Raw genomic sequence first — 25801 nt, forward strand, 5'->3', positions numbered from 1 at the left:
TGGACATGCCCGTCAACGGCGACGGCCGCACGCGCGTGAGTCTCGCCGAGTTGGTGGCCTTGCGCGCGCGCGTGGCGAAGGCGGCGCTGCCGCGGCTGGAAAGCCGCGCGCTGCGCTCGGGCGAGCAGGTCAGCCGTCTATACGGCCGAGGCATGGATTACGCCGAGTCGCGCGCCTACCAGCCGGGCGACGACATTCGCCGCCTCGACTGGCGCCTCACGGCACGTAGCGGACGGCTGCACACCAAGTTGTTCCAGGAGGAACGCGAGGGACGCCTGCTGATCCTGCTGGATACGCACGAAAGCATGCGTTTCGGTACGCGCGTGCGCTTCAAGTCCGTGCAGGCCGCGCGGGCCGCCGCGCTGGCGGCGTGGTATGCCGTGCGCGCCGGCGAGCGGGTGGGCGTACTGGCCTTCGGCCGTGGCGACCAGTTGCTGCGCCCGCAGGCGGGAACGCGTGGTGCGCTGGCCTTGTGCGGTGCGCTGGCGGAGTGGGATGCCGCGGTGGCTCCGCCGGGGAACGAAGCGTTGTCCGATGCCTTGTTGCGCGCGAGGCGTCTCATGCATGGCGCCAACCGCGTCCTGTTGATCAGCGACGGCCTCAGCTGTGATGGGGCGGCCCGCCACCGCTTGCTCGAGCTGTCGGGCAAGGCGGCGGTCCGCGTGCTGGTGGTGGCCGATGCGCTGGAGCTGGCACCGCCACCGCCGGGCCGTTATCCGCTGGAACATGACGGCGAACGTCGCGAGGTGGTCCTGTACGGTGAGCGCCAGCGCCGGGAGTTCCAGCAGCGCCTCGGTGCGGGACAGGCCCGCTTGAACGAACTCGCCGAAGGCCTGGGCCTGGTGCACGCCACCATCGACACGGCGGCCGATCCGCTCGAGACGGTGATGCGCTTGCTGGCGCCGCGGGGACGTCGATGAGCAGCGCCTTGCACATGCGCCCGCCGACGACCGGTCCGGAATTGCGCGACATCCACTTGCCGCCGGGTCCTTCATGGTGGCCGCCGGCGCCAGGCTGGTGGTTGCTCGCGCTGGCGCTGCTCGCGCTGGCCTTCACCCTCGCCTGGTGGTGGGGTCGGCGTCACCGTCGTCGCGTGGCAGAGCACGCCTTGTCGGCCGAGGTGGACGCCCTGCTTGCCCGGCACCGTGGGCAGCCGCAGCGGCTCGCCGCCGGCCTGCACCAGTTGCTGCGTCGCGGCGCGCTGCGCCATGACACCGGCGCGGCCCGTCGCCAGGGCCCGCAGTGGCGCAACACGCTGGCGATGGTGCCGATGGACGCAGCGACGCTCGATCGCCTGATGTCGCTCGAGTCCGCCATGTACCGTCCCGATGCCTCGTTCGACATCGATGCCACCGCGGCAGCGACGCGCCATTGGCTGGTGTTGTCGTGGCGCCATCGCCAGCGTGGCAAACCTGCATCGAAGGCGGCCACGCCGGTGGTGGCGGAGGAGTCGCCGCATGCCTGAGTTCGCGTGGCCATGGGTCTTCGTGCTGCTGCCGTTGCCGTGGCTGGTCAGGCACTGGATGCCGCCAGCGCAACTCGGCGTGGCCTTGCACCTGCCGCATCCGGGCCTGCGCCTGGCCGCGGCGGAAGGCCAGCGGGCCGGTGGCTGGCGGAGCTGGCTCCTGCTTCTGGCCTGGGCCTGCCTGGTGGGCGCGGTGGCGCGACCGCAGTGGGTGGGGCAGCCACAGGCGCAACATCGCAGCGGTCGCGCGCTGATGCTTGCGGTCGATCTTTCCGGCAGCATGCGCACCGACGACATGCAGCTTGGCGGCGAGCCCGTGAGCCGCTTTGGCGCGGTCGAGGCCATCGCCGGCGACTTCATCTCGCGCCGCGGTGGCGATGAAATCGGCCTGGTGCTGTTCGGCAGTCGAGCGTTCCTGGTGACACCACTGACCTACGACCTCGCTGCCGTGCGCGCGCAACTGCAGGGTGCGGCGGTTGGCCTGGCCGGCACCGAGACGGCCATCGGCGATGCGATCGCGGTGGCGGTCAAACGACTTGCCGGTCTGCCGGAGCAGGCGAGGGTGGTGGTGTTGCTGACCGATGGCGTGAACAACGCCGGCAGCATCGCGCCGCTGGATGCCGCGCATGCCGCCAAGGCCGCAGGCGTGCGCCTCTACACCATCGGCATCGGTGCGACCGAGATGAGTGTTCCCGACCTGTTCGGCACGCGCACGATCAATCCCTCGGCGGATCTGGACGAAGGCATGCTGCGCTCGCTGGCGGAGCAGACCGGCGGGCACTACTTCCGTGCCACCGACGCCCGGCAACTGGCCGACGCCTATCGCGCGATCGATGCCCTGGAGCCCATGGCGCAGCAAGGGCCGGCCCTGCGTCCGCGCCACGAGCTGTTTCGCTGGCCGCTCGCCTGGTCGGTGCTGGCCTGGCTGCTCGCCGTGGCGCCGAAGCGCCGCCCGCGGGAGGCGCTGGCATGATCGACGCCTGGACGCAGTTTCATTTCCTGCGGCCGGCCTGGCTGCTGGCCCTGCTGGCGCTGCCCTTGTTGATGGCGTTGGCCGCGCGTCGGTATGCGGGGCGCGATGCCCTGGCGCGACTGGTCGATGCGGAACTGCTGCCGCACCTGCTGCAAGGCCGCGATACCCGGCAACGGCTGCCGGGCACGCTGCTCGCCATCGGCTGGATCCTGTGTTCGCTGGCCATGGCCGGCCCGACCTGGAGCCGTGTGGCGCAACCGCTCTACGCCAGGCGCGCAGCCCAGGTGGTCGCGCTGTCGCTGTCGCAGCACATGCTCGCGCGAGACGTGGCGCCGAGCCGCCTCGATCGTGCGCGTTACAAGGTGCGCGACCTGTTCGCCGCCAACCATGACGGACTCAATGGCCTGGTGGCCTACGCCGGCGAAGCCTTCGTGGTGGCGCCCCTCACTACCGATGCCGGCAGCCTCGATGATCTGCTCGACGCATTGGCGCCCGACACGATGCCCACCGATGGCGACAACGCCGCGCAGGCCATCGAACGTGGCGTGGCGCTGATCCGCGATGCCAAGGTCGGCCGTGGCTCGATCGTGCTGGTCACCGACGATGCGGGTGCGGCGGCACGCGTGGCGGCGCGCAAGGCGAGTGACGAAGGCGTTCGCGTGTCGGTGCTCGGCGTCGGCACGCCCCAAGGTGGCCCTGTGCCGCTGGCGGACGAAAGTTTCCTGCGCGACGAACATGGCGCCTTGACCATGGCGCGGCGCCAGGACAGCGCACTGCGCGCGCTGGCGGAAGCCGGTGGCGGCCGCTACGTACCTCTGGGCGAAGATCGTGCGGACATCGACAGCTTGCGCGCCGCGTTGCGTGCCGACGGTCCGGCGACGTTGTCGACCGACCAGCAGGGCGACGAATGGCAGGACCGGGGGCCATGGCTGCTGCTGCCCCTGCTGCCCCTGGTGGCGATGAGCTTTCGCCGAGGCTGGGTCATGCTGCTGCCGCTGGTGTTGCTGCCCTGGGTGCCGGGCACGGCCCGTGCCGATGCATGGCGCGACCTGTGGCAGCGACCGGACCAGCAGGCAGCCACGGCGCTCGAACGCGGCGACGCCAGGCAGGCGCAGCAACTGGCCCGTGATCCTGCATGGCGCGGCGCGGCGGCCTATCGCGCCGGCGATTACGCGGCGGCTGCCGCGACGCTGCAGGACATCGCCACCACCGATGCGCAGTACAACCTCGGCAACGCCCTGGCTCGGCAAGGCAATTTCCAGGGAGCACTGGATGCCTATGCCCACGCGTTGAAACTCGACCCCGGCAATGCGGACGCGCGTGCGAATCGCCAGGCCGTCGAGGATTGGCTGCGCCGTCAGCAACACAACCAGCCCAACGACAAGAGTGGCCCCAACGACAAAGACAAGTCGAACAAAGGCAAGCCGACGACGCCACCGGACCAGGCGCAGGGCCAGAGCGGCCAGCCGCAAGACAATCACAACCCGGACGAGGGCGAAGGCCGGCCTTCGTCGGAGACCCATGGTGATGCGCAGGGCAAGGACCGCGACGCCCGTGGGCAGGCGCAGGATCCGCGCGATGCCACCGGGCAACACGCGCCGATGAAACCACTGACCGCGCAGGAACAGGCCGCGCAGCGCGCACGCGAGGAGCAGGCGCAGCAGGCCCTGCAAAAGCAGATGGACCAGGCGCTTGGAAAGCCCGGGCAGCGTCGCCAGCCTGCGGCCCACGAACTGGGCGCAGTGGCCGCCGACGACCCGCAGTCCCGCCTGCCCGCCGATGTCCGGCAGGCGCTGCAGCGCGTGCCGGATGATCCGGGTGCACTGCTGCGCCGCAAGTTCGAGCTGGAATATCGGCAGCGCCACGGTGGCGCGCCGGAGGAAGACTCGCCATGAAGTCCCCGCTGCTGCTTGCCTTGTTATGGCTGGTCACCTGCCTGGTGCCGGCGGTGACGCATGCGGCCGACGTGCAGGCCACGCTGGACCGCACGCGCGTCGCGCTGGGCGAAACGGTGACACTCAACCTGCGCCTGAACGGTACCGGCATGGTGCAGACACCGGACCTTGGCGTGCTGTCGCATGACTTCGCCGTGCTGGGCACGTCGAGCAATTCGAGCATCAGCATCGTCAACGGGCAGCGCACGGCCCAGGTCACCCTCGGCGTGGCCCTGCGACCCTTGCATGTAGGCACGTTGCGCATTCCGCCGCTGTCGTTCGGCGGAGGCACCACGGCACCCCTGCAACTGGAAGTGGTGGAGCCCGATCCGCAGGATGCGGCGGCCGGACGCCAGGACGTCTTTCTCGAAGCGACCGTCGAACCTTCCGCGGGCTACGTGGGGCAACAGCTGGTCTACACGCTGCGCCTTTACTTCGTCGCCAGCCTCACCAATGGCGCGCTGGAGGATCCGCAACTGGCGGGCGTGGATGTGCGCCGGCTGGGCAATGAGACCACTTATCAGGCCGAGCGCGGGGGACGGCGATACAACGTCGTCGAACGCCGTTATGCGCTGACGCCGCAGCGCGAAGGCCACCTGGAGATACCGCCGGTGCCGTTCCAGGGCGAGATGGTGGACATGGCCGACGTGAACGCGTTCTTCGGCAATGCCGCGCCGGTGTCCGCCTCTTCGCCGGCCGTACCCATCGACGTGCGGGCGGTGCCTGCCCAGGCCGCGCATGCGGCGTGGCTGCCGGCGCGGGATTTGCAGCTCAAGCTGGACGGCGGTCCTACCCATGGCGACTTGCGCGTGGGGCAGCCGCTGAATCTCGTGATGACGGTCCAGGCCACCGGCCTGCCTTATGAGGCGCTGCCGGCGCTCAGCCTGCCGGCCCTGGAGGGCGCGACGGTCTATCCGGACAAACCGGCCAACGGCACCAGCGACGACGGGCATTGGCTGGTGGGGCATCGACAGCAGGGATTCGCGATCGTGCCCAGTCGCGCGGGCACGCTGGCGATCCCGGAGACCACGATGACGTGGTGGAACGTGGTGACCAACCGCGCCGAGGTGGCGCGCATCCCGGCGCAAAGCTTGACCGTGCTGCCGGCCCTGGGCGCACCTGCTGCCCCGGCCATCGCGCCGCCCGCGGTATCCGCGGCGCCATCGCCAGCCCCGGCGGCGCCGGCATCACCCGCCCGCCCGGCGCCACCCTGGCGCCTGATTGCGCTGGGCAGTCTGGCCCTGTGGCTGGCCAGCCTGCTGGCCTGGCTGGGGTGGCGCTGGCGTCGGGGGCGTGCCGCACCGCGTGCGAGCACGGCGCCGCCGGAGCCGGCTTCGCCGTCACGCCTGCGCACGGATTTCCTGGCGACGACGCGGGGCACGGATATCGCCATGCAGGCCCGCAGCCTGCTGGCCTGGGCACGGGCCGAGCGTCCGGAATTGCCGAACCTGGGCGAGGTGTCGAGGGCGCTGGCGTCGGAGTCGCAACGCGACGCCATCGAGGCCTTGCAGCGAGGGCAATACGCCGGCACGCGGGAACAGCTACCGGGTGAGCGGCTGCAGGCGGCTTTCCGTGACGGCTTCGACTGGCGCCGCGACGGCGAGGCCGGCCAGCCGTCGCCGCTGGCGCCGCTGTACCCGTTCAATCTTGAGCGCTGAGGGCCGATCGCCAGATCCGGGCCATGGCCTCACTGAAGCAGCAGACCGATATCTGCAGCGGCGCATCGGTGTCCTGCGCCTCGCGCAGGCTGCGCAGCGCCAGCGGTGCGGCCAGTTCGGGCGGGTAGCCATAGACGCCGCAGCTGATCGCGGGAAACGCGATGGACTGCAAGCCATGGGCGATGGCCAGGCGCATACTCCGGTGGTGGCAGCTGGCAAGCAGGTCCGGCTCGCCATGCGAGCCACCACGCCAGACCGGGCCAACCGTATGGATGACATAGCGTGCGTGCAGCCGGTACCCCGGCGTGATGCGCGCGTCGCCGGCAGGACAGCGCACGCCGGGCCGCACTTCGGGCAGTTCGCGGCAGGCCGCCAGCAGCGCCGGGCCGGCCGCGCGGTGGATCGCGCCGTCCACGCCACCGCCGCCCAGCAAGGTCGCGTTGGCGGCATTGACGATGGCGTCGACCTGCAGCCGGGTGATGTCGCCCGTGACGATCTCGATGGACATGGGTCGTGGCTTCGCGGAATCCTGCGACGTATGCTTGACGTTACTCCTGATCGGTGCGGACTGACATCATTGCCATGACCAAGGCCGAAGACATTTCGTTTGGCTATCTGCTCAACGATGTGACCTTGCTGTTCCGCAAGCACTTCGACCGGCGCGCCGTGAAATTCGGGCTGACCCGCGCGCAGTGGCGGGCCACCAAGATGCTTTACCACCGGGAAGGCCTGCGCCAGACCGAGCTGGCCGAACTGCTCGAGATGGAGCCCATTGCGGTGGGACGCGTGATCGATCGCCTGCAGGCCGCGGGCTTCGTCGAGCGACGCCCGGACCCGAAGGATCGCCGCGCGTGGCGACTGCATATTACCGACCAGGCCCGTGGGGTCATGGCCGACATGGAGCTTATCGCCCAGGGCCTGCGCAAGGACGCCACGCGAGGCATCGACGTGTCCGAGATGGAACAGGCCATGGCCGTGCTCAACCGCATCAAGGAAAACCTGCAGGCGCTCGATGGGTCGGCCTTGCCGGACGAGCGGGAGGCCCCGGCCGCTTTGCGCCCGCCGGTGTGATGTGACATCCAGATGACGGACGCCCGGCCTTCTGGCCGGCTGGACGTCCCGTTTCGTCCACCAAAATTTGCGTTCGCCCGACGCACTCCGCGTGGCGCGCGAAATGCAAGTGCTTTCGGTCCTGCCATCCGCCGGCATGGCCTGCGGTCACAATGTCGGGCGCAGCGCGCTGGTGGCTTGCACGGTGCGGAGCCCATTCCCCCGTGACACACTCTGTGCCGACATCGTGACGCCCCGGCGCATGGTCGGCACAACGCCTGCGACCGATGGCTGGAGAACCCATGCAGCGCAAGTCCTGGAAGAAACCCGCACTCATCGTCGCAGTGCTCGTGGCCGTTGCCATGGTCACGTCGTTCTGCCGGTCGCGCGAAACGGCGCCGGCGCACGGCAATGGCGCGCCGGCCGCGGTGCCGATCAGGGTGGCGGCCGCGCATCGCGGGGACCTGGACCTCACCCTCAAGGTGATCGGTCGCGCCGAGGCTTATTCCACCGTCAACGTGCAGGCGCGCGTCAGCGGGCAGTTGCAGGAGCTGCTGTTCAAGCCCGGCGGCCACGTGAAGCAGGGCGACACGATCATCCGCATCGACCCGAGCCTGCTGCAGGCGCAGCTTGACCAGGCGCTGGGCAACCTCGCCAAAGACGAGGCGCAGCTGGTCAACGCGCAGGCCGTGCTCAAGCGCTATTCGCTGCTGATCGGCAAGGGCTACGTATCGCAATCGGACTACGACACCTACAAGGCCAACGAAGGGCTGTACCTGGCCTCGGTAAAGGCGGACAAGGCGGCCGTGGAGCTGGCGCGAACCGAGCTCAGCTATGCGCAGATCCAGGCGCCGTTCGATGGCATCGCCGGCGCGCCGCTGGTGTACCCGGGCGCGCAGGTCACGGCGAACGATACGTCCATCGTGGTGCTCAACCAGATCCACCCGATCCACATCACGTTCTCCATTCCCGAAACCGGGCTCGCAGGGACACAGGCAAGCATGGCGCGCGGCACGGTGCCGGTGACTGCCACGCTTCCGGGCACGAAGCTGCCGCCGATGCAGGCGGAGCTGGACTTCATCAACAACGCCGTGGACATCACCACCAGCACGATCCAGCTGAAGGCGCGCTACGACAACCACGATGATCACCTCACGCCGGGCCAGTTCGTCGAAGTGGTGTTGCCGACCACGCGGCTCACCAACGTGGTGACGGTGCCGGTGGTGGCCTTGCAGAACTCGCCGCTCGGCAGCTTTGTCTTCGTCGTCAACGCCGACGACACCGTGCAGCAGCGCATGGTCAGCGCCGGCCCCAGCAGCAACGGCCAGATCGTGATCGAGAAGGGCCTGAGCGGCGACGAGCGCGTCGTGACCGATGGCCAGCTGTTGCTGGTGGACGGTGCGCGTGTGCGCATCGTGACCGGCAACGGTTGAGCGCGCCCATGAACATCACTGGCGCCAATGTCGTGATCGTGCCGCGGGCGAGGGGCCAGGCATGAACCTGCCCGCACTCTGCATCCGCCGGCCGGTGATGACCACGCTGCTGATGATCGCGCTGTTGGTGTTCGGCGTCGCGGCCTACCCGAAGCTGCCGGTGAACGAACTTCCCAACGTCGATTTCCCGACCATCACGGTGAATGCAGGCCTGCCAGGCGCGGCACCGGAGACGATGGCCACGGCGGTGGCGACGCCGCTGGAAAACCAGTTGTCGACCATCGCCGGCATCCAGTCGATGACTTCGACCAGCGCGCTGGGTTCCACCTCGATCACGCTGACCTTCGAGCTGGACCGCAGCATCGACGGTGCGGCGCAGGACGTACAGGCGGCCATCTCCGCGGCGCTGCGCCAGCTGCCGACCAACATGCCTACGCCACCCACCTTCCGCAAGGTGAATCCGGCGGACGCGCCCATCCTCTACCTCACGCTGCGCTCGGCGACGCAGCCGCTGTCGGTGGTGGACGACTATGCCGAGACCCAGCTGGCGCAGCGCCTGTCGATGATCGACGGCGTGGCCCAGGTCAACGTCTACGGCTCGCAGAAATACGCCGTGCGCATCAGCGTCGATCCGCAGAAGCTGGCGGCGAGCGGCATTGGCATCGACACAGTGCAGGCGGCAGTCGCCAATGCCAACGTGAACCTGGCCACCGGTTCGCTCAACGGCAGCCGCCAGTTGCTGTCGATCCGTTCGGACGGCCAGCTGCAGCGCGCAAACCTCTACAACAGCATCATCGTCGCCTATCGCAACGGTGCGCCGGTGAGGCTGTCCGACCTTGGCAAGGCCGAGGACAGCGTGCAGAACGACCAGGTGGCGAGTTGGTACAACAAGGATCGCGCCATCATCCTGGCCATCCAGCGCCAGCCCGGCTCCAACACCGTGGCCACCATCGATCGCATCCGCGCCGCGCTGCCGCAATTCGAGGCCACGCTGCCGCCGTCGATCAGGATGGCCGTGCTGTACGACCGTTCGGAGTCGATCCGCGCCTCGGTGGATGACGTGCAGTTCACCCTGCTGCTGGCGGGCGTGCTGGTGGTGCTGGTGATCTACCTGTTCCTCGGCAATGCCTCGGCCACGCTGATTCCCGGCCTGGCGCTGCCGGTATCGATCGTCGGCACCTTCGGCGCGATGTTCGCGCTGGGTTACAGCCTGGACAACCTATCGCTGCTGGCGCTGACGCTGGTGGTCGGTTTCGTGGTCGACGACGCCATCGTGATGCTCGAGAATATCGTGCGCCATGTCGAGGAAGGCATGGACCCCTACGAGGCCTCGCTCAAGGGCGCCAGCGAAATCGGCTTCACGATTTTCTCCATGACGCTGTCGCTGGTGGCCGTGTTCCTGCCGGTGATGTTCATGGGCGGCATCGTCGGCCGCCTGTTCCATGAGTTTGCCGTCACCCTGAGCGTGGCCATCCTGATCTCGGGCTTCGTCTCGATCACCCTGACGCCGATGCTTTGCAGCCGCTTCCTCAAGCATGCGGAGCATGAGAAAAAGGCGCGCGTGGTGCTCTGGTTCGATGCCGGCTTCGAGCGGGTGCGGCGCGGATACGCCACTTCGCTGGCCTGGGCCGTGGGCCATCCGCGCTTCGTGCTGGGCGTGTTCTTCGGCAGCCTGCTGGCAACCGCGCTGCTGTTTGTCGTGGTCGACAAGGACTTCATCCCCGCCGGGGATTCGGGCCAACTCAACGTGAATATCGAGGGGCCGGACGACAGCTCGGTGGCCAGCATGGCGGTGCGCCAGCAGGCGCTGACCGCCATCGTGGCCAAGGACCCCAACATCGAGGCCTACATGTCGTCGGTGGGCAGCGGCGGCGCCCGCACCACCACCAACAACGGCTCGATCCTGCTGCGGCTCAAACCCGCCAGCGAGCGCAAACTCGATCCCAACGGCATCATCCAGGAGTTGCGGGCGAAGTTTGCCGAAGTGCCGGGCATCCGCGCCTATATCCAGAACCCGCCGTCGATCCAGGTGGGTGGCCGCCAGTCCAAGGCGCAATACCAGTACACGCTGCAGTCGATCGACACGGCGGCGCTCTACGGTTCCGCGGGCAAGGTGATCACGGCCTTCAGCAAGCTGCCTGGTTTCCAGGACGTCACCAGCGACCTGGACCTCAATGGCCCGTCGATCGTGGTCAAGGTGGACCGCGACAAGCTGGGCACGCTGGGCCTGACCATGGACCAGGTGCAGAGCGCGCTGGGTTCGGCATTCGGCGCCAACCAGATCTCCACCATCTATGGCGCGTCATCGCAGTACTGGGTGATCCTGCAGGTGTATTACGCGTTGCAGAACGATCCGGACGTGCTGTCGCAGCTCTACGTCACCTCGGGCAGCGGCACCCTGGTGCCACTCAATGCCGTGGCGAGTTTCGAGCGCCGGCCGCAGGCGCTGACGGTGAACCACCAGGGGCAGATTCCCGCCGTGACCGTGTCGTTCAACCTGGCACCCGGCGTCAGCCTGAGCGAGGCGGTGCAGAGCATCGGCGGCGCGATGAGGAAGCTCGACCTGCCCGCGTCGGTCACCGGCAGCGTGCAGGGCACGGCGCAGGCCTTCCAGGAATCCATGCAGGGCATGGGCCTGCTGCTGGTGCTCGCGCTGTTCGTGATCTACCTGGTGCTGGGCATCCTCTATGAAAGCTTCATCCATCCGCTGACCATCCTCTCGGGGCTGCCATCGGCCGGTGTCGGTGCGCTGCTCACGCTGATGATCTTCCGTGCGCCGCTCGACCTGTTCTCCTTCGTCGGCATCGTGATGCTGATCGGCATCGTGAAGAAGAACGCGATCATGATGATCGACTTCGCGCTGGAGCGGCAGCGCAATGGCGGCATGACGCCTGCCGCCGCCATCGTCGAGGCGTGCCACGTGCGCTTCCGTCCGATCATGATGACCACCATGGCCGCCTTCGCCGGCACCTTGCCGATTGCGCTGGGGCTTGGCGCCGGTGCGGAGACGCGGCGCCCGCTGGGCCTGGCCGTGGTCGGCGGCCTGCTGGTGTCGCAGGTGCTGACCCTGTACCTGACACCGGTGATCTACCTCTACCTGGATCGCCTGCACGAGCGCTTCTCGCGCAGCCGCGCCGCTCCGCAGGTCGATGCCGTCAACGAATAAGGGCTGACGCAGGCGACAGGCAAAAAAAGGGCGGCCCGCGGGCCGCCCTTCTGCGTGCGAGGGAGGGCGGATTATTCGCCCGCGCCGTCCTTCGCAAAGGCACCCGGCGCCGAGCCGAAGTCGCCGTTCGCTTGCGCGGCCATGTACGAGAACGCCGCATACACGGCCACGTTCTGAGCCAGCTCCTTCGGATCGATCTTGTCGAGCGTGTCGTTGGCGGTGTGGTGGTAGTCGAAGTAGTCGGTGCCATCCTGCGTCAGCGAAAGCGCGGCCATGCCCTTGCCGTGCATCTGCGAAAGGTCGGAGCCGCCGCCACCCGGCATCTTGGCGTCGTAAGCGACACCCACAGGCGCCAGCACCTGCGCGATCTGGTCGATCGCGCCACGCGCTTCCGGCTTCACGCTGGCGCTCATGCGCCAAACCTTGCGCGCGCCGAAATCCGATTCCGTGCCCAGCTGGAACTTGCCCACGTCCTTGGCATGCTTTTCCGCGTAGGCGCGGCCGCCCCACAGCCCCATTTCCTCGTTGGCGAAGGCGATCACGCGAATGGTGCGATCGGGGCGCTGCGGCAGTTCGCCGATCAGCTTGGCGGCAGCCATGGCGATCGCCACGCCCGCGCCGTCATCGATGGCGCCGGTGCCCGGGTCCCACGAGTCGAGATGACCGCCGATGGCCACCACCTGGTCCGGGTGCTTCCGTCCGGTGATCTCGCCGATCACGTTGGCGCCGGTGTACATGCCGGTGATGCCGCAATCGAGGTCAAGCTTGATGGAGACTGGCTTGCCGTAGGCCAGCACGCGCTCGAGCTGGTCGGCATCGGGATTGGACAGCGCGGCGGCGGGGATCGCTTCCTTGGGATCCTTGAAACCGGTGACGCCGGTATGCGGCGTGCGGCTGTTGGCATCGGTGCCCGCCGAGCGCAGCAGGAAGCCGGCGGCTCCCATCTGCGACGCGAGCACCGGCCCGCCCACGCGGATGCCCGAACCGATGCCGTAATCGTGGCCGTCCCGGTGGCGCTCCATGCGGGTGCCGACGTAGACGATCTTGCCCTTCACGCTGGCCGGGTCGGCATGCTTGAGGGCTTCGAGGCTGTCGAACTTCACCACTTCGGCCGTGAGGCCACCCTTGGGCGTGCCGGCCGAGTAGCCCAGCGCGATCAGGTCCAGCGACTGCGGGAACGGACCGACGATCTCGGCATGCTCGCTGCGACGCTGCCACAGCGGATAGCTCACCTGCTCGGTATAGACCTTGTCGAAGCCCAGCGCCTTGAACTTGGCGATGGCCCACTCGCGGCCGCGTTCGTCGGCCGGGCTGCCGGCCAGGCGCGCGCCCACTTCCGTCGTCACCGACTGGACGATGTCGAAAGCGGTGTTGTCACCCATCGCCTTGTCGCGAAGCTGTTCGGCCGTCTTTACGGCTGCAGCGGGGATGGTGGTCTGGGTGGCGGCACTGGCCGTGCCGATGGCGAGCATCAGGCTGGCGGCGAGCAGGGAAAGCGGGAGGCGGCGCATCGGGGACTCCTTGGGCGGAAACGTCGATTATGGCGTGCCCGGCCCGATGCGCTTAGGCCAGAAGTCATGCTGCCCGCCATACGCAGGCGGCCAGGCACGAGGCCTGGCCGACTGGCATGAACGGCACGGGCTACGGCCTGGTCTTCAGCAGGTCGCGGATCTCGGTGAGCAGCACGACGTCGGCCGGCGGTGGTGCAGGCGCGGCTTCCTCGCGGCGCGAGAGCTTGTTGATCGCCTTCACCACCAGGAAGATCGCAAACGCGATGATGACGAACTGGATCAGCGTGTTGATGAAGGTGCCGTAGCCAATCGCCACCTCGGCTATCTTGTGCGCCGGGTCACTGTTGTCCGCGGGCTTGAGCACCCATTTCATCTGCGAGAAGTCGATGCCGCCCGTGATGTAGCCGATCGGCGGCATGATGATCTGGTCCACCAGCGACGTGACGATCTTGCCGAAGGCGCCGCCGATGACCACACCGACGGCGAGATCGATGACGCTGCCGCGCATGGCGAATTCTTTGAACTCTTTGAGCATGCTCATGCTTCACTCCCTCGATACGCTGCGGATGGCGAGGGAACTCTAGCTCAGCACGGCCCGCGGGCGACAGGACCTTCGCCGGGTGGGGCCGTGGCAGGGCTCAGGCGACGCGGCCGTCCAGCGTGGCCACCCCCGCCAGTTCGGCGTGGAAGCTGTCGCCGCGCTGTAGCGCCGCGACACCTGCCGGCGTGCCCGTGAAGATCAGGTCACCGGCCTTCAGTTCGAACAGCGTCGACAGGATGGCGATCACCTCGGCCACGCCATGCACCATGTCGCCCAGCCGGCCCTGCTGGCGCGGCTGGCCGTTGACCGTCAGGCTGATCGCCGTATCGTCGGTCAGCGTCACCGCGCCGGCCGGACGCAGCGCCGAGACCGGCGCGGAATGGTCGAACGCCTTGGCCACGTCCCAGGGATGGCTCTTGACCTTGGCCACGGCCTGCAGGTCGCGACGGGTCAGGTCCAGGCCCACGCCGTAACCCCAGACCAGGCTGGCCGCCTGCGACAGCGGAATGTCGCGGCCGCCGCCGCCCAGCGCCACCACCATTTCCACCTCGTGGTGGAGATCACCGGTGGCCTGCGGGTAGGGCACGTCGGCGCCGTCGGTGACCACCGCGTCGGCGGGCTTGCAGAAGAACAGCGGCGTGTCGCGGTCGACCACGGCGCCCATTTCGCGGGCGTGCTCGGCGTAGTTGCGGCCGATGCAGAAGATCCGGCGTACCGGAAAACGCTGGTCGCTGCCAATGATCGGCAGGCTCGGAACCGTCGGGGGCGTGATGGCGTAGGACATGGTCGCCAAGGGTACCAGTTTGCCCCGGCCCGCCCCATACGGGACACTCAGGTGCCGCGTCAGCTTTTCTCCGGGGGCGCTTGCGAGTAAAACCGGGCGGGCCAGGGAGCGGCCTGGGGCCGCGGGTGACAGCTGTCATCGTCAATGGCTGATGGGGGGCTCTGGCCGCAAGGCGGTGGCTCCGTCATCGTGTGATGCATCGTGCAACCGGCGCGTGCCGGCAGGGAGCGACTGTGGCGAATGCGGATCTACTGAAGGAACTGCGCATAGAGAAACACCAGCGCGAGGAACATGGCCATGGACCGGGCCGCTGGCCCTGGATCGTTGGCGGCGTGTTGCTGGTGCTGGTGCTGGTCGGACTGGGTGGCTGGCTGTTGACCGGGCATCGTGCGCTGGAGGTACAGACCGCCACCGCGCAATCGCCTGCCGCGAACGCCGCCGCCGGCGCCGTGCTGCAGGCCACCGGCTATGTCACGGCGCGGCGGCAGGCCACGGTGTCGGCGCAGATCACCGGGACGTTGACCCAGGTGCTGATCGAGGAAGGCGACCATGTGAAGCAGGGGCAGATCGTGGCGCGTCTGGACGACTCGCAATACAAGGCGGCGCTGGAAGCCGCGCGCACCCAGGCCGATGCCGCGCACGCGCTGGTTGCGCAGTACCAGGCGCAGGTCACGCAAAACTCGCGCGACGCCGTGCGCATGGAAGCACTCGCCGACCGGGGGCTGGTCGCCAGGCAAGTCGCCGAGCAGGCCCGCACCCTGGTCGACAGCACGCGCGCGCAGTTGCTCTCGCAGCAACGCAACGCGGCCTCGGCCGAGGCGCAGGTGGTGGAGGCACGCGTCAACTACGACTACTGCGTGATCCGCGCGCCGTTCGACGGCGTGATCACCACCAAGGACGCGCAGATCGGCGAAATCGTCTCCCCGTTTTCCGCCGGCGGCGGCTTCACCCGCACCGGCATCGGCACCGTCGTCGACATGGATTCGCTGGAGGTGGACGTGGACGTCAACGAGGCCTATATCGGCCGCGTGAAGCCGGGCATGCCGGCCGATACCGTGCTCGATGCCTATCCGGACTGGAAGATTCCGGCGCACGTCATCGCCATCGTGCCGGCGGCCGACCGCGGCAAGGCCACGGTGAAAGTGCGCGTGGCGCTGGAGCACAAGGACGCGCGCATCGTGCCCGACATGGGCGTGCGCGTGTCCTTCCTCGAATCGAAACAGGCGCAGCCGAGCGCGCAGGCCCCGCAGGGCGCGCTGGTGCCGTCGTCGGCCGTCGTCCAGCGCGACGGGCACGCGGTGGTGTTCGTGGTCAGCGGCGGCACGGCGCAGCAGCGCACGGTGGCGCCCGCCGCATCGAACCAGGGCGACCTGCGCCTGCTGCCCGCCGGGGTGCAGGTGGGTGACACGGTGGTGGTTTCGCCACCGGAGGCATTGAAGGACGGCTCGCGCGTGGCCATGCCCGCGAAGCCGAAGGAGTAGGCGGATACCAGGCCGCAGCGCATGACTGAGCGCATCGCAGTGGGCGATGCCACGCCAATCGACTCGGGAGCATAAGCATGGGCACGTTGATCGAAACCCGCGACCTTTCCAAGGTGTACGAGCGCGGCAGGCAGAAAGTGGAAGTGCTTCACCACATCAACCTCGACATTGCCGAAGGCGATTTCCTCGCGCTGATGGGGCCGTCGGGCTCGGGCAAGACCACGCTGCTGAACCTCATCGGTGGGCTGGATTCGCCGACCGGCGGCAGCATCACGGTGGCCGGACAGCGCCTGGACCAGCTGGGCGGCGGTGCGCTGGCGAAGTGGCGCGCCTCGCACGTGGGCTTCGTGTTCCAGTTCTACAACCTGATGCCGATGCTGTCGGCCCAGCGCAACGTCGAATTGCCGTTGCTGCTGACCAAGCTGTCGTCGGCGCAGCGGCGCAAGAACGCTTCCATCGCCCTGCAGCTGGTGGGCCTTGGCGACCGTACCTCGCACAAGCCGAGCGAGCTTTCCGGCGGCCAGCAGCAGCGCGTGGCGATTGCCCGTGCCATCGTGTCCGACCCCACCTTGCTGGTCTGCGACGAGCCCACCGGCGACCTGGACCGTCAGTCCGCCGAGGAAGTGCTGGGCCTGTTGCGCGTGCTCAACCGCGAGCACGGCAAGACCATCGTGATGGTCACGCACGATCCCAAGGCGGCCGAGTACGCCAACCACACGCTGCACCTGGACAAGGGCACGCTGGTTGAGCAGGCCATGGCGTGAGGATGCGGCGATGAAATATCTCCATCTCATCTGGGCGGCGCTGTTCCGGCGCAAGGCCCGCACGATACTGACGCTGGTGTCGATCATTGCCGCGTTCCTGCTGTTCGGCATGCTCGACGCGGTGCGTACGTCATTCAACCAGGCCGGCCAGAGCGCGAACGGCGCGCAGCGCCTCCAGACCGGTTCCAGGCTTTCCTTCATCCAGACGCTGCCGCAGTCGCTGGAATCACAGATTGCCCAGGTGCCGGGCGTCAAGATGGTCACCTACGCCAACTGGTTCGGCGGCGCCTACCAGGACCCGCACAACCAGGTGTTCAGTTTTGCGGTGGAACCGAACTACATCGACCTCTATCCCGAGATCGAAGTGAGTGCGGCCGAGCGCAAGACGTTCGATGACACCCGCACCGGCGTGCTGGTGGGTGAGACGCTGGCCAAGCGCTTCCACTGGAAAGTGGGCGACAAGATTCCGCTGCAGTCGACCATCTTCCCGAATCGCCAGGGCAGCAAGAACTGGACCTTCGACATCGCCGGCATCATGCATTCGAAGGACAAGAAGGCTGGCGGCTTCTACGACCAGCTGCTGCTGCTGCACTGGAAGTACTTCGACGAGACCACGCCGTTCAATCGTGGCACCGTGGGCTGGTACGTGACGCGCGTGGCCGACGTGAACCAGGCCGACCGGGTGGCCAAGGCCATCGACGCCATCTCGGTCAACTCCGACCACGAGACGCGCACGCAGACCGAGCAGGCGGCCACCGCCAACTGGATGAAGCAGCTGGCCGACATCGGCCTGATCGTCGGTTCCATCATGGGCGCGGTGTTCTTCACGCTGCTGCTGCTCTCGGGCAACACCATGATGCAGGCGGTGCGCGAACGCACCAGCGAGCTGGCCGTGCTCAAGACGATTGGCTTCTCCAACCACAGCGTGCTGGCGATCGTGCTGGCCGAGTCGGTATTGCTGCTGCTCATCGGTGGCGTGATCGGGCTGGGCCTCGCGACGCTGCTCATTCCCATCGTGAGCGCGGGCAGCGGCGGCATGCTGAACCTGCCTGTCGTGGGCGGTGGCAGCTGGGCGCTGGGCCTGCTGCTGATGATCACCATCGGGCTGCTGGTCGGTGCGTTTCCGGCGCTGCGCGCCATGCGCCTGAACATCGTCGATGCATTGGCAGGACGCTGAGGAGATCCCCATGAACATAGTGACCAATATCCTCCTGGTACTGCTGATCGTCGCCGTGCTGGCCGTCTGGATCCTGCTGCCGTGGTACGCCGTCGCGGCGCTGGTGGTGTTGTTTGCATGCTGGATGGCTTTCACCCGTCGTGGCCATCAGGCCGCATCGGTGGCGAGCGTAGGCATCAGCACGCTGGGCCAGCGGCTGGGTTCGTCGGCGGTCATCGTCATCGGCATCGCCGGCGTGGTGGGCGTGCTGGTGGCGCTGCTGGCGATGGGCGAGGGTTATGCCGAGACCTTGCGCAAGACCGGCAGCGTCGACACCGCCATCGTGATGCGCGGTTCGTCTGCCGCCGAGGTGATGTCGGTGCTCGATCACGACAGCGTGACGCTGATTCCCCAGGCCCACGGCATTGCCCGCGATGCCAAGGGGCAGCCCATCGCCTCGCCCGAAATCGTCGTGGCCGCCAATCTTCCGATCAAGGGCGGCACCGCGGACGACGAAGGCAGCGTGCAGTTGCGTGGCGTCGGCGAACAGGCATTCGCCGTACGCCCCGACGTGAAGATCGTGCAGGGACGCAACTTCCAGCCGGGCATGCGCGAGCTGATCGTCGGCAAGGGCGCGGCCAAGCAATTCGCAGGACTCGAGCCGGGCCATACGATCCAGCTGGGAAGCCAGCAGTGGAACGTAGTGGGCGTGTTTGCTTCGGGCGATGCGATGGAATCGGAAGTGTGGGGCGACGCCAGCGTGGTCGCCGACACCTACCGCCGCGGCAGCAGCCGTGCCTCGGTGACGGTGCGCCTTGCCGACCCGAAGGCCTACGACGCGTTCAAGGCCGAACTGGACGGCAATCCGCAGCTGAAGGTGGACGTGAGCACTACGCTCGACTACTTCAGCAAGCAATCCGAAGGCATGACCAAGGTGATCCGCGTCATGGGCATTACCGTGGGCCTGATCATGGCCATCGGTGCCATGTTCGGCGCGCTCAACACCATGTTCGCGGCGGTGGCCGCGCGCGCCAGGGAAATCGCCACGCTGCGGGCGATCGGCTTTCGCGGCCTGCCGGTCGTGGTGGCCGTGATGCTGGAGACGATGTTGCTGGCGCTGATCGGCGGCGTCATCGGCGGACTGCTCGCCTGGCTGATCTTCAATGGCTACAGCGCCTCGACCCTCGCCGCAGGCACCGTCGGCAAGCTCAGCTTCGAGCTGAAGGTCTCGCCTGCGTTGCTATGGACCGGACTGAAATGGGCGCTGGCCATCGGCTTCATCGGCGGCCTGTTCCCCGCGGTGCGCGCGGCACGCTTGCCGGTGACCACCGCACTGCGCGAGTTGTAAGACCGAAGAGCCCCTCTCCCCATGGGAGAGGGGTTGGGGTGAGGGTGCGGGGCCTGCGCAGTCTTTACTACTCGCGCTTCGCCCGAACCCTCATCCGCCTGCCGGCACCTTCTCCCGGCGGGAGAAGGGTTCCTTCTTTTGACGCTGCCTTAGCCCCTCTCCCTCGGGGAGAGGGGTTGGGTGAGGGTGCGGGTCTTGCGCAACCCCCACCAGCCCTACGGCATCACCGGCGGCACATACGTCAACGTCAGCCCCAGCGCCCACAGCAAGCCCAGCACCAGCGGCACATGCACCAGCAGCTGCATGAAGGTGAAGCCGACCACGTCGCGCGCCTTCAGGCCCAGCACGCCCAGCAGCGGCAGCATCCAGAACGGATTGATCAGGTTCGGCAGCGCCTCGGCCGCGTTGTACACCTGCACGGCCCAGCCCAGGTGCACGTGCAGGTCATTGGCCGCCTGCATCACATAAGGGGCCTCGACCAGCCACTTGCCACCGCCGGAAGGCACGAAGAAGCCGAGGATGGACGAATAGACGCCCATCACCAGCGAGAACGTTTCGGTGGACGCCACATGCACGAACAGGCCCGAAAGCCGGTGCGACAGCGTCGCATCGCCCGCACCCGGTGCCTGCGTCAGCAGCGCGGCGATACTGCCATAAAGGGGAAACTGGATGAGCACACCCGCCGTGCCCGGCACCGCCCGCGCCACCGCATTGAGAAAGCTGCGCGGCCGCCAGTGCAGCAGCAGGCCCAGCGTGAGAAACAGGAAGTTGTAGGTGTTGAGGCTGGCAATCGCCACGACTGCCGGCTTGCTGGCGAATTCATGACCCAGCCAACCGAGGCCGAGCAGGCCGATCAGCAGCGACAGCAACGGGCTGTATTCCAGCCACTCACCGGGACGCTGGCGCGGAGGCAGCGTGGGCGTGGCGGTTTCCACGACGCCGAAATCCTCCGCCGTGCGCGCATGCTGGTCGGATGGCGCGGTCAACCAGCAGACCAGCAGTGACACGGCGATCAGCACCGTCGTCAATGCGATCGACTGCCACAGGAAAATGGTCTCGCTGAAGGGCAGCACGCCGGTGATCTTGAGTAGTCCTGGCGGCATGCTCTTGGGGTTGGCCTGCAACTGGGCCGCCGACGAAGAAAGGCCCATGGCCCACACGGCGCCGAGCCCCAGGTACGCGGCCGCCCCGGCCGCGCGGTAGTCCATGCGCAGATCGCTGCGGCGGGCCAGCGCCCGCACCAGCAAACCGCCGAACACCAGCGAGAAGCCCCACGACAGCAGCGACGCGAGCATGCTCACCAGCGCCACATAGCAGATCGCGCCGCGGCCCGTGCGCGGCACGCGCGCGAGCACGTCGATGAGGCGGGCGATCACCGGCGCGGTAGCGAGGACATAGCCGCCAATCACCACGAAGGCCATCTGCATGGTGAACGGGATCAGGCTCCAGAAGCCGTCGCCAAACGCGTTCACCGTCACGCCCGGTGTCGCGCCACAGGCCAGGGCGGCCACCGCAACGATGTCCACGCCCAGCGCGGCGAAAACCCAGGCGTCGGGAAACCAGCGTTCCGACCAGGCCGCGCTGCGCAATGCGGCGCGCGCCATCAGGCCATCGTTCGTCGCGTTCATGGGTGCCCCCGACCAAGGATCGGGCCATGGTGAGCGCCGCGTGCAGGCGCGGCAAGCCGACGATGGTCGAACGGGTTGTTGCCGCCGCTCAGCGGGCGCGACGCTGCCGTGCCAGCGTGATCGCGCCCACGCCGAGCAGGATGATCGCCATGCCGGCCAGATCGTAGGGACCGACATGCTCGCCGGCGAGCATCACGCCGAACAGCACGGCCACCGGCGGGTTCACATAGGCATAGCTGGTCGCCAGCGCCGGGCGCGCATGCTTGAGCACATAAAGGTAAGCGCTGAAAGCGACGATGGAGCCGAACACGGCGAGGTAGACGACGGCCGCCGTCGCGCGCACGGTGGGATGCGCCGGCAGCTGTTCGCCGGTGACGAGGCCAACCAGCAGCAGTGCCACGCTGGCGCACAACATCTGCGCCGCGGTGTTCATCGGGCCCGACGGCATGTCCTGGCGGCGGCTCCATGCCGAGCCGAAGGCCCAGCTCATCGCCGCCACGAGCAAGGCGAACGCGCCGATGCGCGAACCGGACAGGCCACTGCCCAGATTGAGCACGACCACGCCGACGAAGCCGATGACCAGGCCGACCGTCTCGCGGCGGTTCGGCCACTCGCCGTACATGCCGGAGAACAGCGCCGCAAACAGCGGCATGCTCGCGACGGCCACGGCGGCGATGCCGGAACTCACATGTTGTTCCGCGAAGCAGACCAGCCCATTGCCGAAGCCCAGCAACAGCACGCCGGTGCACGCGGCGTTGCGCCATTGGCGGCGTGTCGGCAGGGCGGCGCCACGCAGGCGCAGGAAAGCGATCAGCGCGATGCCGGCACCGAGAAAGCGAATGCCCGCCAGCAGGAACGGCGGGTAGCTTTCCAGCGCGAAGCGGATGCCCAGGTAGGTCGAGCCCCAGATCACATACAGGGCCAGCAGCGCCAGCGGCACCAGCACGCGCGCATCGGCAACAGGAGTGGGCGCCGCCGTGGCAGCGGAGGTCGTGGCAGTGTCGGTCATGGGTCGCAAGAAGGAGGCATCGCGGGGTGGATGCACCGCATAGTTTACAGACACAGCGAAGATAGTCCGGTCACCACGCGGGCAGAAGCGAGGCTTCTGCAAGGCTGCGTTGAGCCAAGCTCAACCCGTGGTCGCGTCTACGCGGCGACAGAGCGCGAGCGGCGGGCATCGTCCCGCCGTTCGCTCGCCAGTAGCGCGCGCTTGCGTTCCACGCCCCAGCGCCAGCCGCCCAGTGAGCCGTCCTCGCGAATGATCCGGTGGCAGGGCACGATCAGGGCCAGGCGATTGTTGCCGCACGCGTTGCCGATAGCCCGGGCTGCCCCGGGCATGCCCAGTTCGGCAGCCAGTTCGCCGTAGCTCTTGGTGACGCCGGCGGGGATGCGCGTCAGCGCCTCCCATACGCGCCACTGGAACGCGGTGGCCGCGACATCGAGCGGCGGCAGGGCAGGTGCCCGCGCATCGCTCCAGCCCAGGTCGCTGGCAATGCGTGCAATCACCGCGTCGAGCCATTCCTCGCGCCCGGCGTCGATGCGCTGGCGGGCCGCGTGCGGAAATTCATCGGCCAGGCGTTGCTCGAGCTCGGCATCGGTATCGCCCAGCGTGACGGAGCAGATGCCGCGGGTGGTGGTGGCGACCAGCAATCGACCCAGTGGCGTGCCGGTCGTGGTGTAGCGGATGTCGGCGCCAGCGCCGCCGGCGCGATAACTGGCCGGCGTCATGCCCAGCAGGCGGTCGCTGTGTTCGTACACGCGGCTGCCGGAGCCGAAGCCGGCGTCGTACACCGCGTCGGTCACGGCGGCGCCTTCGCGCAGTGCCGCCTTGAACTGGCCGAAGCGGCGGGCGCGGTGGTATTCGGCGGGGCTCATGCCATAGCGCCGCCGAAATGCGCGCTGCAGGTGGCTCGGGCTCAGCCGCGCCTCGTGCGCCAGCGCCTGCAGGGTGGGCGCTTCGTCGGCGCACTCGATCAGCGAGCGGACATGTTCCAGTGCAATATCGGTGGCGTTGCGGGCAGTCATGTCGTCGTCCGGAAAGCGAATGGGTTCAGCCTAGTGGCCGCCCGACATGACGGCCATCCGGATCTTGCTCTCGACGGTGGGCTGCAGGCCCGGACACGGCACGCGCTTGCCGCCGGGCGACGCTCAGTGCGTGGCGTGGCGGTTCTGGTGCAGCACCACGAACTCGCCTTCGATGACTTCCGGCGCACGGGTGCGACGTCCGGCCGGCGACAGCGAGGCGCGCGAGCGGGACCACTGGCGCAGCGCATAAACGAGGCTGCCGCCCACCAGCAGCACACCGGCCACCACCAGGCCAAACACCATCAACACGCCAACCAGGGCCAGTCCGATGACCAGCGACAGGGCACGAACCAGCGGATGACGGGACCGGCGCGGCAGCGGTAGCGAAAAATGCATGTGTTAAAAATCCGTGTGGTAAAATCAAGGACTTACCTGCGTAACGATGGAGCCTTGAGGCTCAAGAGGCAAGTGCCGATGGATACAGCTGCACCCGACCAGGCGCTCTGCCGGCTGGACGATATTCCCGACGGTGGCGCGATTGCCGTCGATGCCGTGCTGCGCGATGGCGAGGAAAACGTGATCGTCATTCGACGCCATGACGGCGTGCGCGCCTATCTCAACATATGCCCGCACGCCGGTCGCCGACTCGACTGGGCGCCCGGCAAGTTCCTCATCAAGGACCACCTGCTGGTCTGCGCGGCACACGGCGCATCCTTCAATGACGACGATGGACTGTGCGTCGGTGGTCCATGCCGCGGCGAGCATCTCCGTGCAGTCGGCGTGCGCGTCGCCGACGGCGAGGTGTGGCTCGACGGCTGAGCAGGCCCGTCCAGCGGAGACGGCCAGCTCAGTGATACATCAGGTTGATTGCCACCAGGGTAATCACCAGTACCAGCGCGGTCAGCGGCAGGCCCACGCGCAGGAAGTCCTTGCCGCGATAGCCGCCCGGACCCGCCACCATCATCAGGGCAGGGTGGCCGGAGCTGAGCAGGAAGGTGTTGGACGACGAGATGGCGACGATCAAGGCATAGGCGGACGGATTGCCGCCGGTGGCCACGGCGACGCTGATCGCGATCGGCACCATCATCACCGTCGCGCCGACGTTGGACATCACCTGCGAGAACAGCAGGGTCAGCACGGCCAGCGACAACTGCAGGATCCAGTGCGAGGTATGGCCCAGGTGCTGCAGCACTTGCTGCGCCAGCCATGCCGCGGCACCGGTGGCGTCCATCGACCAGCCCAGCGGGATCAGGCAGGCGGTGACGAAGATGGTTTTCCAGTTGATCGCCTTGTAGGCCTCGTCCATGTTCAGCACGCCGGTGAGCAGCATGCCGATGGCGCCGGTCATCATCGCCACCGAAAGGTCGAGATGGGTGAACAGGGCCAGGCACTTGGCCAGCACGAAGAAGCCCACGGCCTGCCAGATCTTGCCGGGGCGCTGTTCTTCCTTGGGCGTGTCGGTGACGACCACCAGGTCCTTGTCTTCGCTGGCCAGTGACAGGTCACGCCAGCTCGAATGCAGCACCAGCGTGTCGCCGGCGCGCAGGCTCACCGAGCGGACGTCGTCGCGGTAGACCTGGTCGCCGCGATTCACCGCAAGCACCGAGATGCCGTAACGCTTGCGCAGGCGCAGGTCGCCCACGGTCTGCTTGAGGAAGCGCGAGCTGGGCGGGATCACCGCCTCGGAAATGCCGGCCCGCGTCGGATTGAACAGCTCGCCGAGCTGGCGCATGCGCGGCGACAGCTTGCACAGCTGGTTGTTGGCAAACTGGTTGAGTTGCTCGCGCGGGCCCAGCACGCCGAGCACGGAGCCGACCCAGATGACGTGGTCGGCGGGCGGCGCCATGCGCGCATCGTTGCCGCTCTTGATGGCGAGGATCAGCGGCGCGCCATACAGCTGCTCCACCTCGCCGATGCTCATACCCACCAGCGGGCTTTCCGCCGTCACGGTGAGCTCCGCCGTTTCGCCGACAATGCCGTAGGTATCGGCGAAGTAGCTCTCGGTACGGCCGGGCGTCACCTTGAGGCGTTCGTCCTCGCGTTCGGGCAGCAGCTTCTTGCCGAAGAAGTAGAAGAAGCCAACGCCGGTCAAGGCCAGCACCAGGCCCACGGGCGTGACGCTGAAGAGGCCGAACTTCGGGATCGTGTGCGCACCGGCCGGCAGGTTGGCGTTGGCGCTGGCCACCAGGTCGTTGAGCACGATCAGCGGCGAGTTGGCGATCAGCGTGGTGTTGGTGGCGGTCAGGATGCAGAACGCCATCGGCAGCAGCAGCCGCGAGATGGGAACGCCGGTGCGCGCGGCCAGGCGGCTGGTGACCGGAATCATCAGCGCCGCAAGCGCCTGGCTCGGAATCACCGCGCTGAACAGGCTGGTCACCAGGTTGATCACCAGTCCCAGTCGCGACTCCACGCCGCGCGCCATGCGCATCACGAAGCTGGCCGTGAGGGTCAGGACGCCGGCCCGGTCCAGGCCCGCGCCCATGATCATGATCGCGATGATCGCGATGACGGCGTTACCGGCGAAGCCGTTGAACACCCGCTCGGAAGGAATCAGGCCGGTGAGGCCGATGACCACCACCACCAGCAGGGCCACCATGTCGGCGCGGATCCATTCCAGCACCAGCATCAGCATGGTGAAGGCCACCAGCCCGAGCACCAGGACCATTTCGGGGGTGAGGGCGAGTCCCACTAGCGAGCGCCCCCCGGTGGGGCGTCCTGGCGACGGATGGATGCGGGCAGTGGGAGCTTCACGCTGCGATGACTCGTCCCTGTTTGAGTCGGGAGTATAAGCGGGTCGCTGCGATGACTGGTGAACCGCGTCGTTATTTGGAATGCAGCGCCTTGATTCCCTCTCGCCGGCGGGGAGAGGGTTGGGGTGAGGGGT

General features: G+C 67.8%; 22 protein-coding genes. 13 read left to right on the forward strand and 9 right to left on the reverse strand.

The features are described 5' to 3' along the window. The first annotated feature begins 5 nt into the window (after window positions 1-5). Genes ACXU4B_RS12080 through ACXU4B_RS12100 form a run of 5 tightly spaced genes read left to right on the forward strand, consistent with a single transcriptional unit; the run spans window position 6 to window position 6030 of the window. The gene (locus ACXU4B_RS12080) at window positions 6-920 is read left to right on the forward strand and encodes a DUF58 domain-containing protein (RefSeq protein ID WP_131412874.1); all 915 of its coding nucleotides are present in this window, start codon (window positions 6-8) and stop codon (window positions 918-920) included. After that, complete coding sequence (locus ACXU4B_RS12085) at window positions 917-1465, forward strand: DUF4381 domain-containing protein (protein ID WP_131412203.1); 549 nt, start codon at window positions 917-919, stop codon at window positions 1463-1465. Before ACXU4B_RS12080 ends, ACXU4B_RS12085 begins: the two co-directional genes overlap by 4 nt. Then, a complete protein-coding gene (locus tag ACXU4B_RS12090; protein ID WP_131412201.1) occupies window positions 1458-2438 on the forward strand; it encodes a VWA domain-containing protein in 981 nt (326 codons plus the stop codon). Before ACXU4B_RS12085 ends, ACXU4B_RS12090 begins: the two co-directional genes overlap by 8 nt. Further along, complete coding sequence (locus tag ACXU4B_RS12095; protein ID WP_131412199.1) at window positions 2435-4333, forward strand: VWA domain-containing protein; 1899 nt, start codon at window positions 2435-2437, stop codon at window positions 4331-4333. The genes ACXU4B_RS12090 and ACXU4B_RS12095 overlap by 4 nt, the downstream gene beginning before the upstream one ends. Then, window positions 4330-6030 (forward strand): BatD family protein, encoded by a 1701-nt coding sequence (locus ACXU4B_RS12100; RefSeq protein ID WP_131412197.1) that lies wholly within the window; start codon window positions 4330-4332, stop codon window positions 6028-6030. The genes ACXU4B_RS12095 and ACXU4B_RS12100 overlap by 4 nt, the downstream gene beginning before the upstream one ends. On the opposite strand, the gene ACXU4B_RS12105 is transcribed toward ACXU4B_RS12100, so the two are convergent. Further along, complete coding sequence (locus ACXU4B_RS12105) at window positions 6014-6538, reverse strand: O-acetyl-ADP-ribose deacetylase (protein WP_131412195.1); 525 nt, start codon at window positions 6536-6538, stop codon at window positions 6014-6016. The genes ACXU4B_RS12100 and ACXU4B_RS12105 overlap by 17 nt on opposite strands. A 74-nt stretch (window positions 6539-6612) precedes the next feature. Here ACXU4B_RS12105 and ACXU4B_RS12110 point away from each other — a divergent pair, with 74 nt between their 5' ends. The 3 genes from ACXU4B_RS12110 (at window position 6613) to ACXU4B_RS12120 (ending at window position 11679) form a co-directional block, all read left to right on the forward strand. After that, the gene (locus ACXU4B_RS12110) at window positions 6613-7101 is read left to right on the forward strand and encodes a MarR family winged helix-turn-helix transcriptional regulator (RefSeq protein WP_131412193.1); all 489 of its coding nucleotides are present in this window, start codon (window positions 6613-6615) and stop codon (window positions 7099-7101) included. A gap of 281 nt (window positions 7102-7382) precedes the next feature. Then, window positions 7383-8513: an efflux RND transporter periplasmic adaptor subunit gene (locus ACXU4B_RS12115; protein ID WP_165583226.1), complete on the forward strand. Its 1131-nt coding sequence runs from the start codon at window positions 7383-7385 to the stop codon at window positions 8511-8513. Window positions 8514-8574: 61 nt separating this feature from the next. Further along, the gene (locus ACXU4B_RS12120; RefSeq protein WP_131412191.1) at window positions 8575-11679 is read left to right on the forward strand and encodes an efflux RND transporter permease subunit; all 3105 of its coding nucleotides are present in this window, start codon (window positions 8575-8577) and stop codon (window positions 11677-11679) included. 71 nt (window positions 11680-11750) lie between these two features. Here ACXU4B_RS12120 and ACXU4B_RS12125 read toward each other — a convergent pair whose 3' ends face one another. The 3 genes from ACXU4B_RS12125 to ACXU4B_RS12135 all read right to left on the reverse strand — a co-directional run bounded on the left by ACXU4B_RS12125 (window position 11751) and on the right by ACXU4B_RS12135 (window position 14515). Beyond that, the gene (locus tag ACXU4B_RS12125; RefSeq protein ID WP_131412189.1) at window positions 11751-13190 is read right to left on the reverse strand and encodes a M20/M25/M40 family metallo-hydrolase; all 1440 of its coding nucleotides are present in this window, start codon (window positions 13188-13190) and stop codon (window positions 11751-11753) included. Window positions 13191-13320: 130 nt separating this feature from the next. Next, a complete protein-coding gene (gene mscL / locus ACXU4B_RS12130) occupies window positions 13321-13731 on the reverse strand; it encodes a large-conductance mechanosensitive channel protein MscL (RefSeq protein ID WP_131412187.1) in 411 nt (136 codons plus the stop codon). A gap of 97 nt (window positions 13732-13828) precedes the next feature. Next, on the reverse strand, window positions 13829-14515 hold the full coding sequence (locus ACXU4B_RS12135; RefSeq protein WP_131412185.1) for a fumarylacetoacetate hydrolase family protein: 687 nt from the start codon (window positions 14513-14515) through the stop codon (window positions 13829-13831). Between the two features lie 233 nt (window positions 14516-14748). Between ACXU4B_RS12135 and ACXU4B_RS12140 the strand changes: the two genes are divergently transcribed. The 4 genes from ACXU4B_RS12140 to ACXU4B_RS12155 all read left to right on the forward strand — a co-directional run bounded on the left by ACXU4B_RS12140 (window position 14749) and on the right by ACXU4B_RS12155 (window position 19264). Continuing rightward, window positions 14749-15996, forward strand: coding sequence for an efflux RND transporter periplasmic adaptor subunit (locus ACXU4B_RS12140; protein ID WP_131412183.1), 1248 nt, complete (start codon window positions 14749-14751; stop codon window positions 15994-15996). Between the two features lie 77 nt (window positions 15997-16073). After that, window positions 16074-16760 carry an ABC transporter ATP-binding protein gene (locus ACXU4B_RS12145; RefSeq protein ID WP_131412181.1) on the forward strand — a complete coding sequence of 229 codons (687 nt, stop codon included), beginning with the start codon at window positions 16074-16076 and terminating at the stop codon, window positions 16758-16760. Between the two features lie 10 nt (window positions 16761-16770). Then, the gene (locus ACXU4B_RS12150) at window positions 16771-17937 is read left to right on the forward strand and encodes an ABC transporter permease (protein WP_131412179.1); all 1167 of its coding nucleotides are present in this window, start codon (window positions 16771-16773) and stop codon (window positions 17935-17937) included. A gap of 10 nt (window positions 17938-17947) precedes the next feature. Further along, window positions 17948-19264 carry an ABC transporter permease gene (locus tag ACXU4B_RS12155; RefSeq protein WP_131412177.1) on the forward strand — a complete coding sequence of 439 codons (1317 nt, stop codon included), beginning with the start codon at window positions 17948-17950 and terminating at the stop codon, window positions 19262-19264. 215 nt (window positions 19265-19479) lie between these two features. On the opposite strand, the gene ACXU4B_RS12160 is transcribed toward ACXU4B_RS12155, so the two are convergent. From ACXU4B_RS12160 to ACXU4B_RS12175, 4 genes are all read right to left on the reverse strand, one after another. Continuing rightward, a complete protein-coding gene (locus tag ACXU4B_RS12160) occupies window positions 19480-20868 on the reverse strand; it encodes a short-chain fatty acid transporter (RefSeq protein ID WP_131412870.1) in 1389 nt (462 codons plus the stop codon). Between the two features lie 112 nt (window positions 20869-20980). Next, window positions 20981-21901, reverse strand: a complete 921-nt coding sequence (yedA, locus tag ACXU4B_RS12165; protein WP_131412175.1) for a drug/metabolite exporter YedA — start codon at window positions 21899-21901, stop codon at window positions 20981-20983. A 137-nt stretch (window positions 21902-22038) separates the two neighbouring features. Beyond that, window positions 22039-22917 (reverse strand): methylated-DNA--[protein]-cysteine S-methyltransferase, encoded by an 879-nt coding sequence (locus ACXU4B_RS12170; RefSeq protein WP_131412173.1) that lies wholly within the window; start codon window positions 22915-22917, stop codon window positions 22039-22041. Window positions 22918-23040: 123 nt separating this feature from the next. Beyond that, window positions 23041-23313, reverse strand: a complete 273-nt coding sequence (locus ACXU4B_RS12175) for a hypothetical protein (RefSeq protein ID WP_131412171.1) — start codon at window positions 23311-23313, stop codon at window positions 23041-23043. A gap of 78 nt (window positions 23314-23391) precedes the next feature. Between ACXU4B_RS12175 and ACXU4B_RS12180 the strand changes: the two genes are divergently transcribed. Then, window positions 23392-23736 (forward strand): Rieske (2Fe-2S) protein, encoded by a 345-nt coding sequence (locus ACXU4B_RS12180; RefSeq protein ID WP_131412169.1) that lies wholly within the window; start codon window positions 23392-23394, stop codon window positions 23734-23736. 28 nt (window positions 23737-23764) lie between these two features. On the opposite strand, the gene ACXU4B_RS12185 is transcribed toward ACXU4B_RS12180, so the two are convergent. Next, window positions 23765-25582 carry an SLC13 family permease gene (locus tag ACXU4B_RS12185; protein WP_131412867.1) on the reverse strand — a complete coding sequence of 606 codons (1818 nt, stop codon included), beginning with the start codon at window positions 25580-25582 and terminating at the stop codon, window positions 23765-23767. Window positions 25583-25801 lie beyond the last annotated feature (219 nt).

It is taken from the genome of Dyella soli (assembly GCF_054482295.1).

What these genes read in the sequence shown, in the direction of transcription:
- ACXU4B_RS12080 (WP_131412874.1), top strand. Translation starts at nt 6, where the DNA reads ATGCCCGTCAACGGCGACGGCCGCACGCGCGTGAGTCTCGCCGAGTTG.
- ACXU4B_RS12125 (WP_131412189.1), bottom strand. Translation starts at nt 13,190, where the DNA reads ATGCGCCGCCTCCCGCTTTCCCTGCTCGCCGCCAGCCTGATGCTCGCC.
- ACXU4B_RS12170 (WP_131412173.1), bottom strand. Translation starts at nt 22,917, where the DNA reads ATGACTGCCCGCAACGCCACCGATATTGCACTGGAACATGTCCGCTCG.
- ACXU4B_RS12105 (WP_131412195.1), bottom strand. Translation starts at nt 6,538, where the DNA reads ATGTCCATCGAGATCGTCACGGGCGACATCACCCGGCTGCAGGTCGAC.
- ACXU4B_RS12120 (WP_131412191.1), top strand. Translation starts at nt 8,575, where the DNA reads ATGAACCTGCCCGCACTCTGCATCCGCCGGCCGGTGATGACCACGCTG.
- ACXU4B_RS12185 (WP_131412867.1), bottom strand. Translation starts at nt 25,582, where the DNA reads ATGGTCCTGGTGCTCGGGCTGGTGGCCTTCACCATGCTGATGCTGGTG.
- ACXU4B_RS12085 (WP_131412203.1), top strand. Translation starts at nt 917, where the DNA reads ATGAGCAGCGCCTTGCACATGCGCCCGCCGACGACCGGTCCGGAATTG.
- ACXU4B_RS12110 (WP_131412193.1), top strand. Translation starts at nt 6,613, where the DNA reads ATGACCAAGGCCGAAGACATTTCGTTTGGCTATCTGCTCAACGATGTG.
- ACXU4B_RS12150 (WP_131412179.1), top strand. Translation starts at nt 16,771, where the DNA reads ATGAAATATCTCCATCTCATCTGGGCGGCGCTGTTCCGGCGCAAGGCC.
- yedA (WP_131412175.1), bottom strand. Translation starts at nt 21,901, where the DNA reads ATGACCGACACTGCCACGACCTCCGCTGCCACGGCGGCGCCCACTCCT.
- ACXU4B_RS12100 (WP_131412197.1), top strand. Translation starts at nt 4,330, where the DNA reads ATGAAGTCCCCGCTGCTGCTTGCCTTGTTATGGCTGGTCACCTGCCTG.
- ACXU4B_RS12145 (WP_131412181.1), top strand. Translation starts at nt 16,074, where the DNA reads ATGGGCACGTTGATCGAAACCCGCGACCTTTCCAAGGTGTACGAGCGC.
- ACXU4B_RS12160 (WP_131412870.1), bottom strand. Translation starts at nt 20,868, where the DNA reads ATGGCGCGCGCCGCATTGCGCAGCGCGGCCTGGTCGGAACGCTGGTTT.
- ACXU4B_RS12155 (WP_131412177.1), top strand. Translation starts at nt 17,948, where the DNA reads ATGAACATAGTGACCAATATCCTCCTGGTACTGCTGATCGTCGCCGTG.
- ACXU4B_RS12175 (WP_131412171.1), bottom strand. Translation starts at nt 23,313, where the DNA reads ATGCATTTTTCGCTACCGCTGCCGCGCCGGTCCCGTCATCCGCTGGTT.
- ACXU4B_RS12095 (WP_131412199.1), top strand. Translation starts at nt 2,435, where the DNA reads ATGATCGACGCCTGGACGCAGTTTCATTTCCTGCGGCCGGCCTGGCTG.
- ACXU4B_RS12090 (WP_131412201.1), top strand. Translation starts at nt 1,458, where the DNA reads ATGCCTGAGTTCGCGTGGCCATGGGTCTTCGTGCTGCTGCCGTTGCCG.
- ACXU4B_RS12180 (WP_131412169.1), top strand. Translation starts at nt 23,392, where the DNA reads ATGGATACAGCTGCACCCGACCAGGCGCTCTGCCGGCTGGACGATATT.
- ACXU4B_RS12135 (WP_131412185.1), bottom strand. Translation starts at nt 14,515, where the DNA reads ATGTCCTACGCCATCACGCCCCCGACGGTTCCGAGCCTGCCGATCATT.
- ACXU4B_RS12115 (WP_165583226.1), top strand. Translation starts at nt 7,383, where the DNA reads ATGCAGCGCAAGTCCTGGAAGAAACCCGCACTCATCGTCGCAGTGCTC.
- mscL (WP_131412187.1), bottom strand. Translation starts at nt 13,731, where the DNA reads ATGAGCATGCTCAAAGAGTTCAAAGAATTCGCCATGCGCGGCAGCGTC.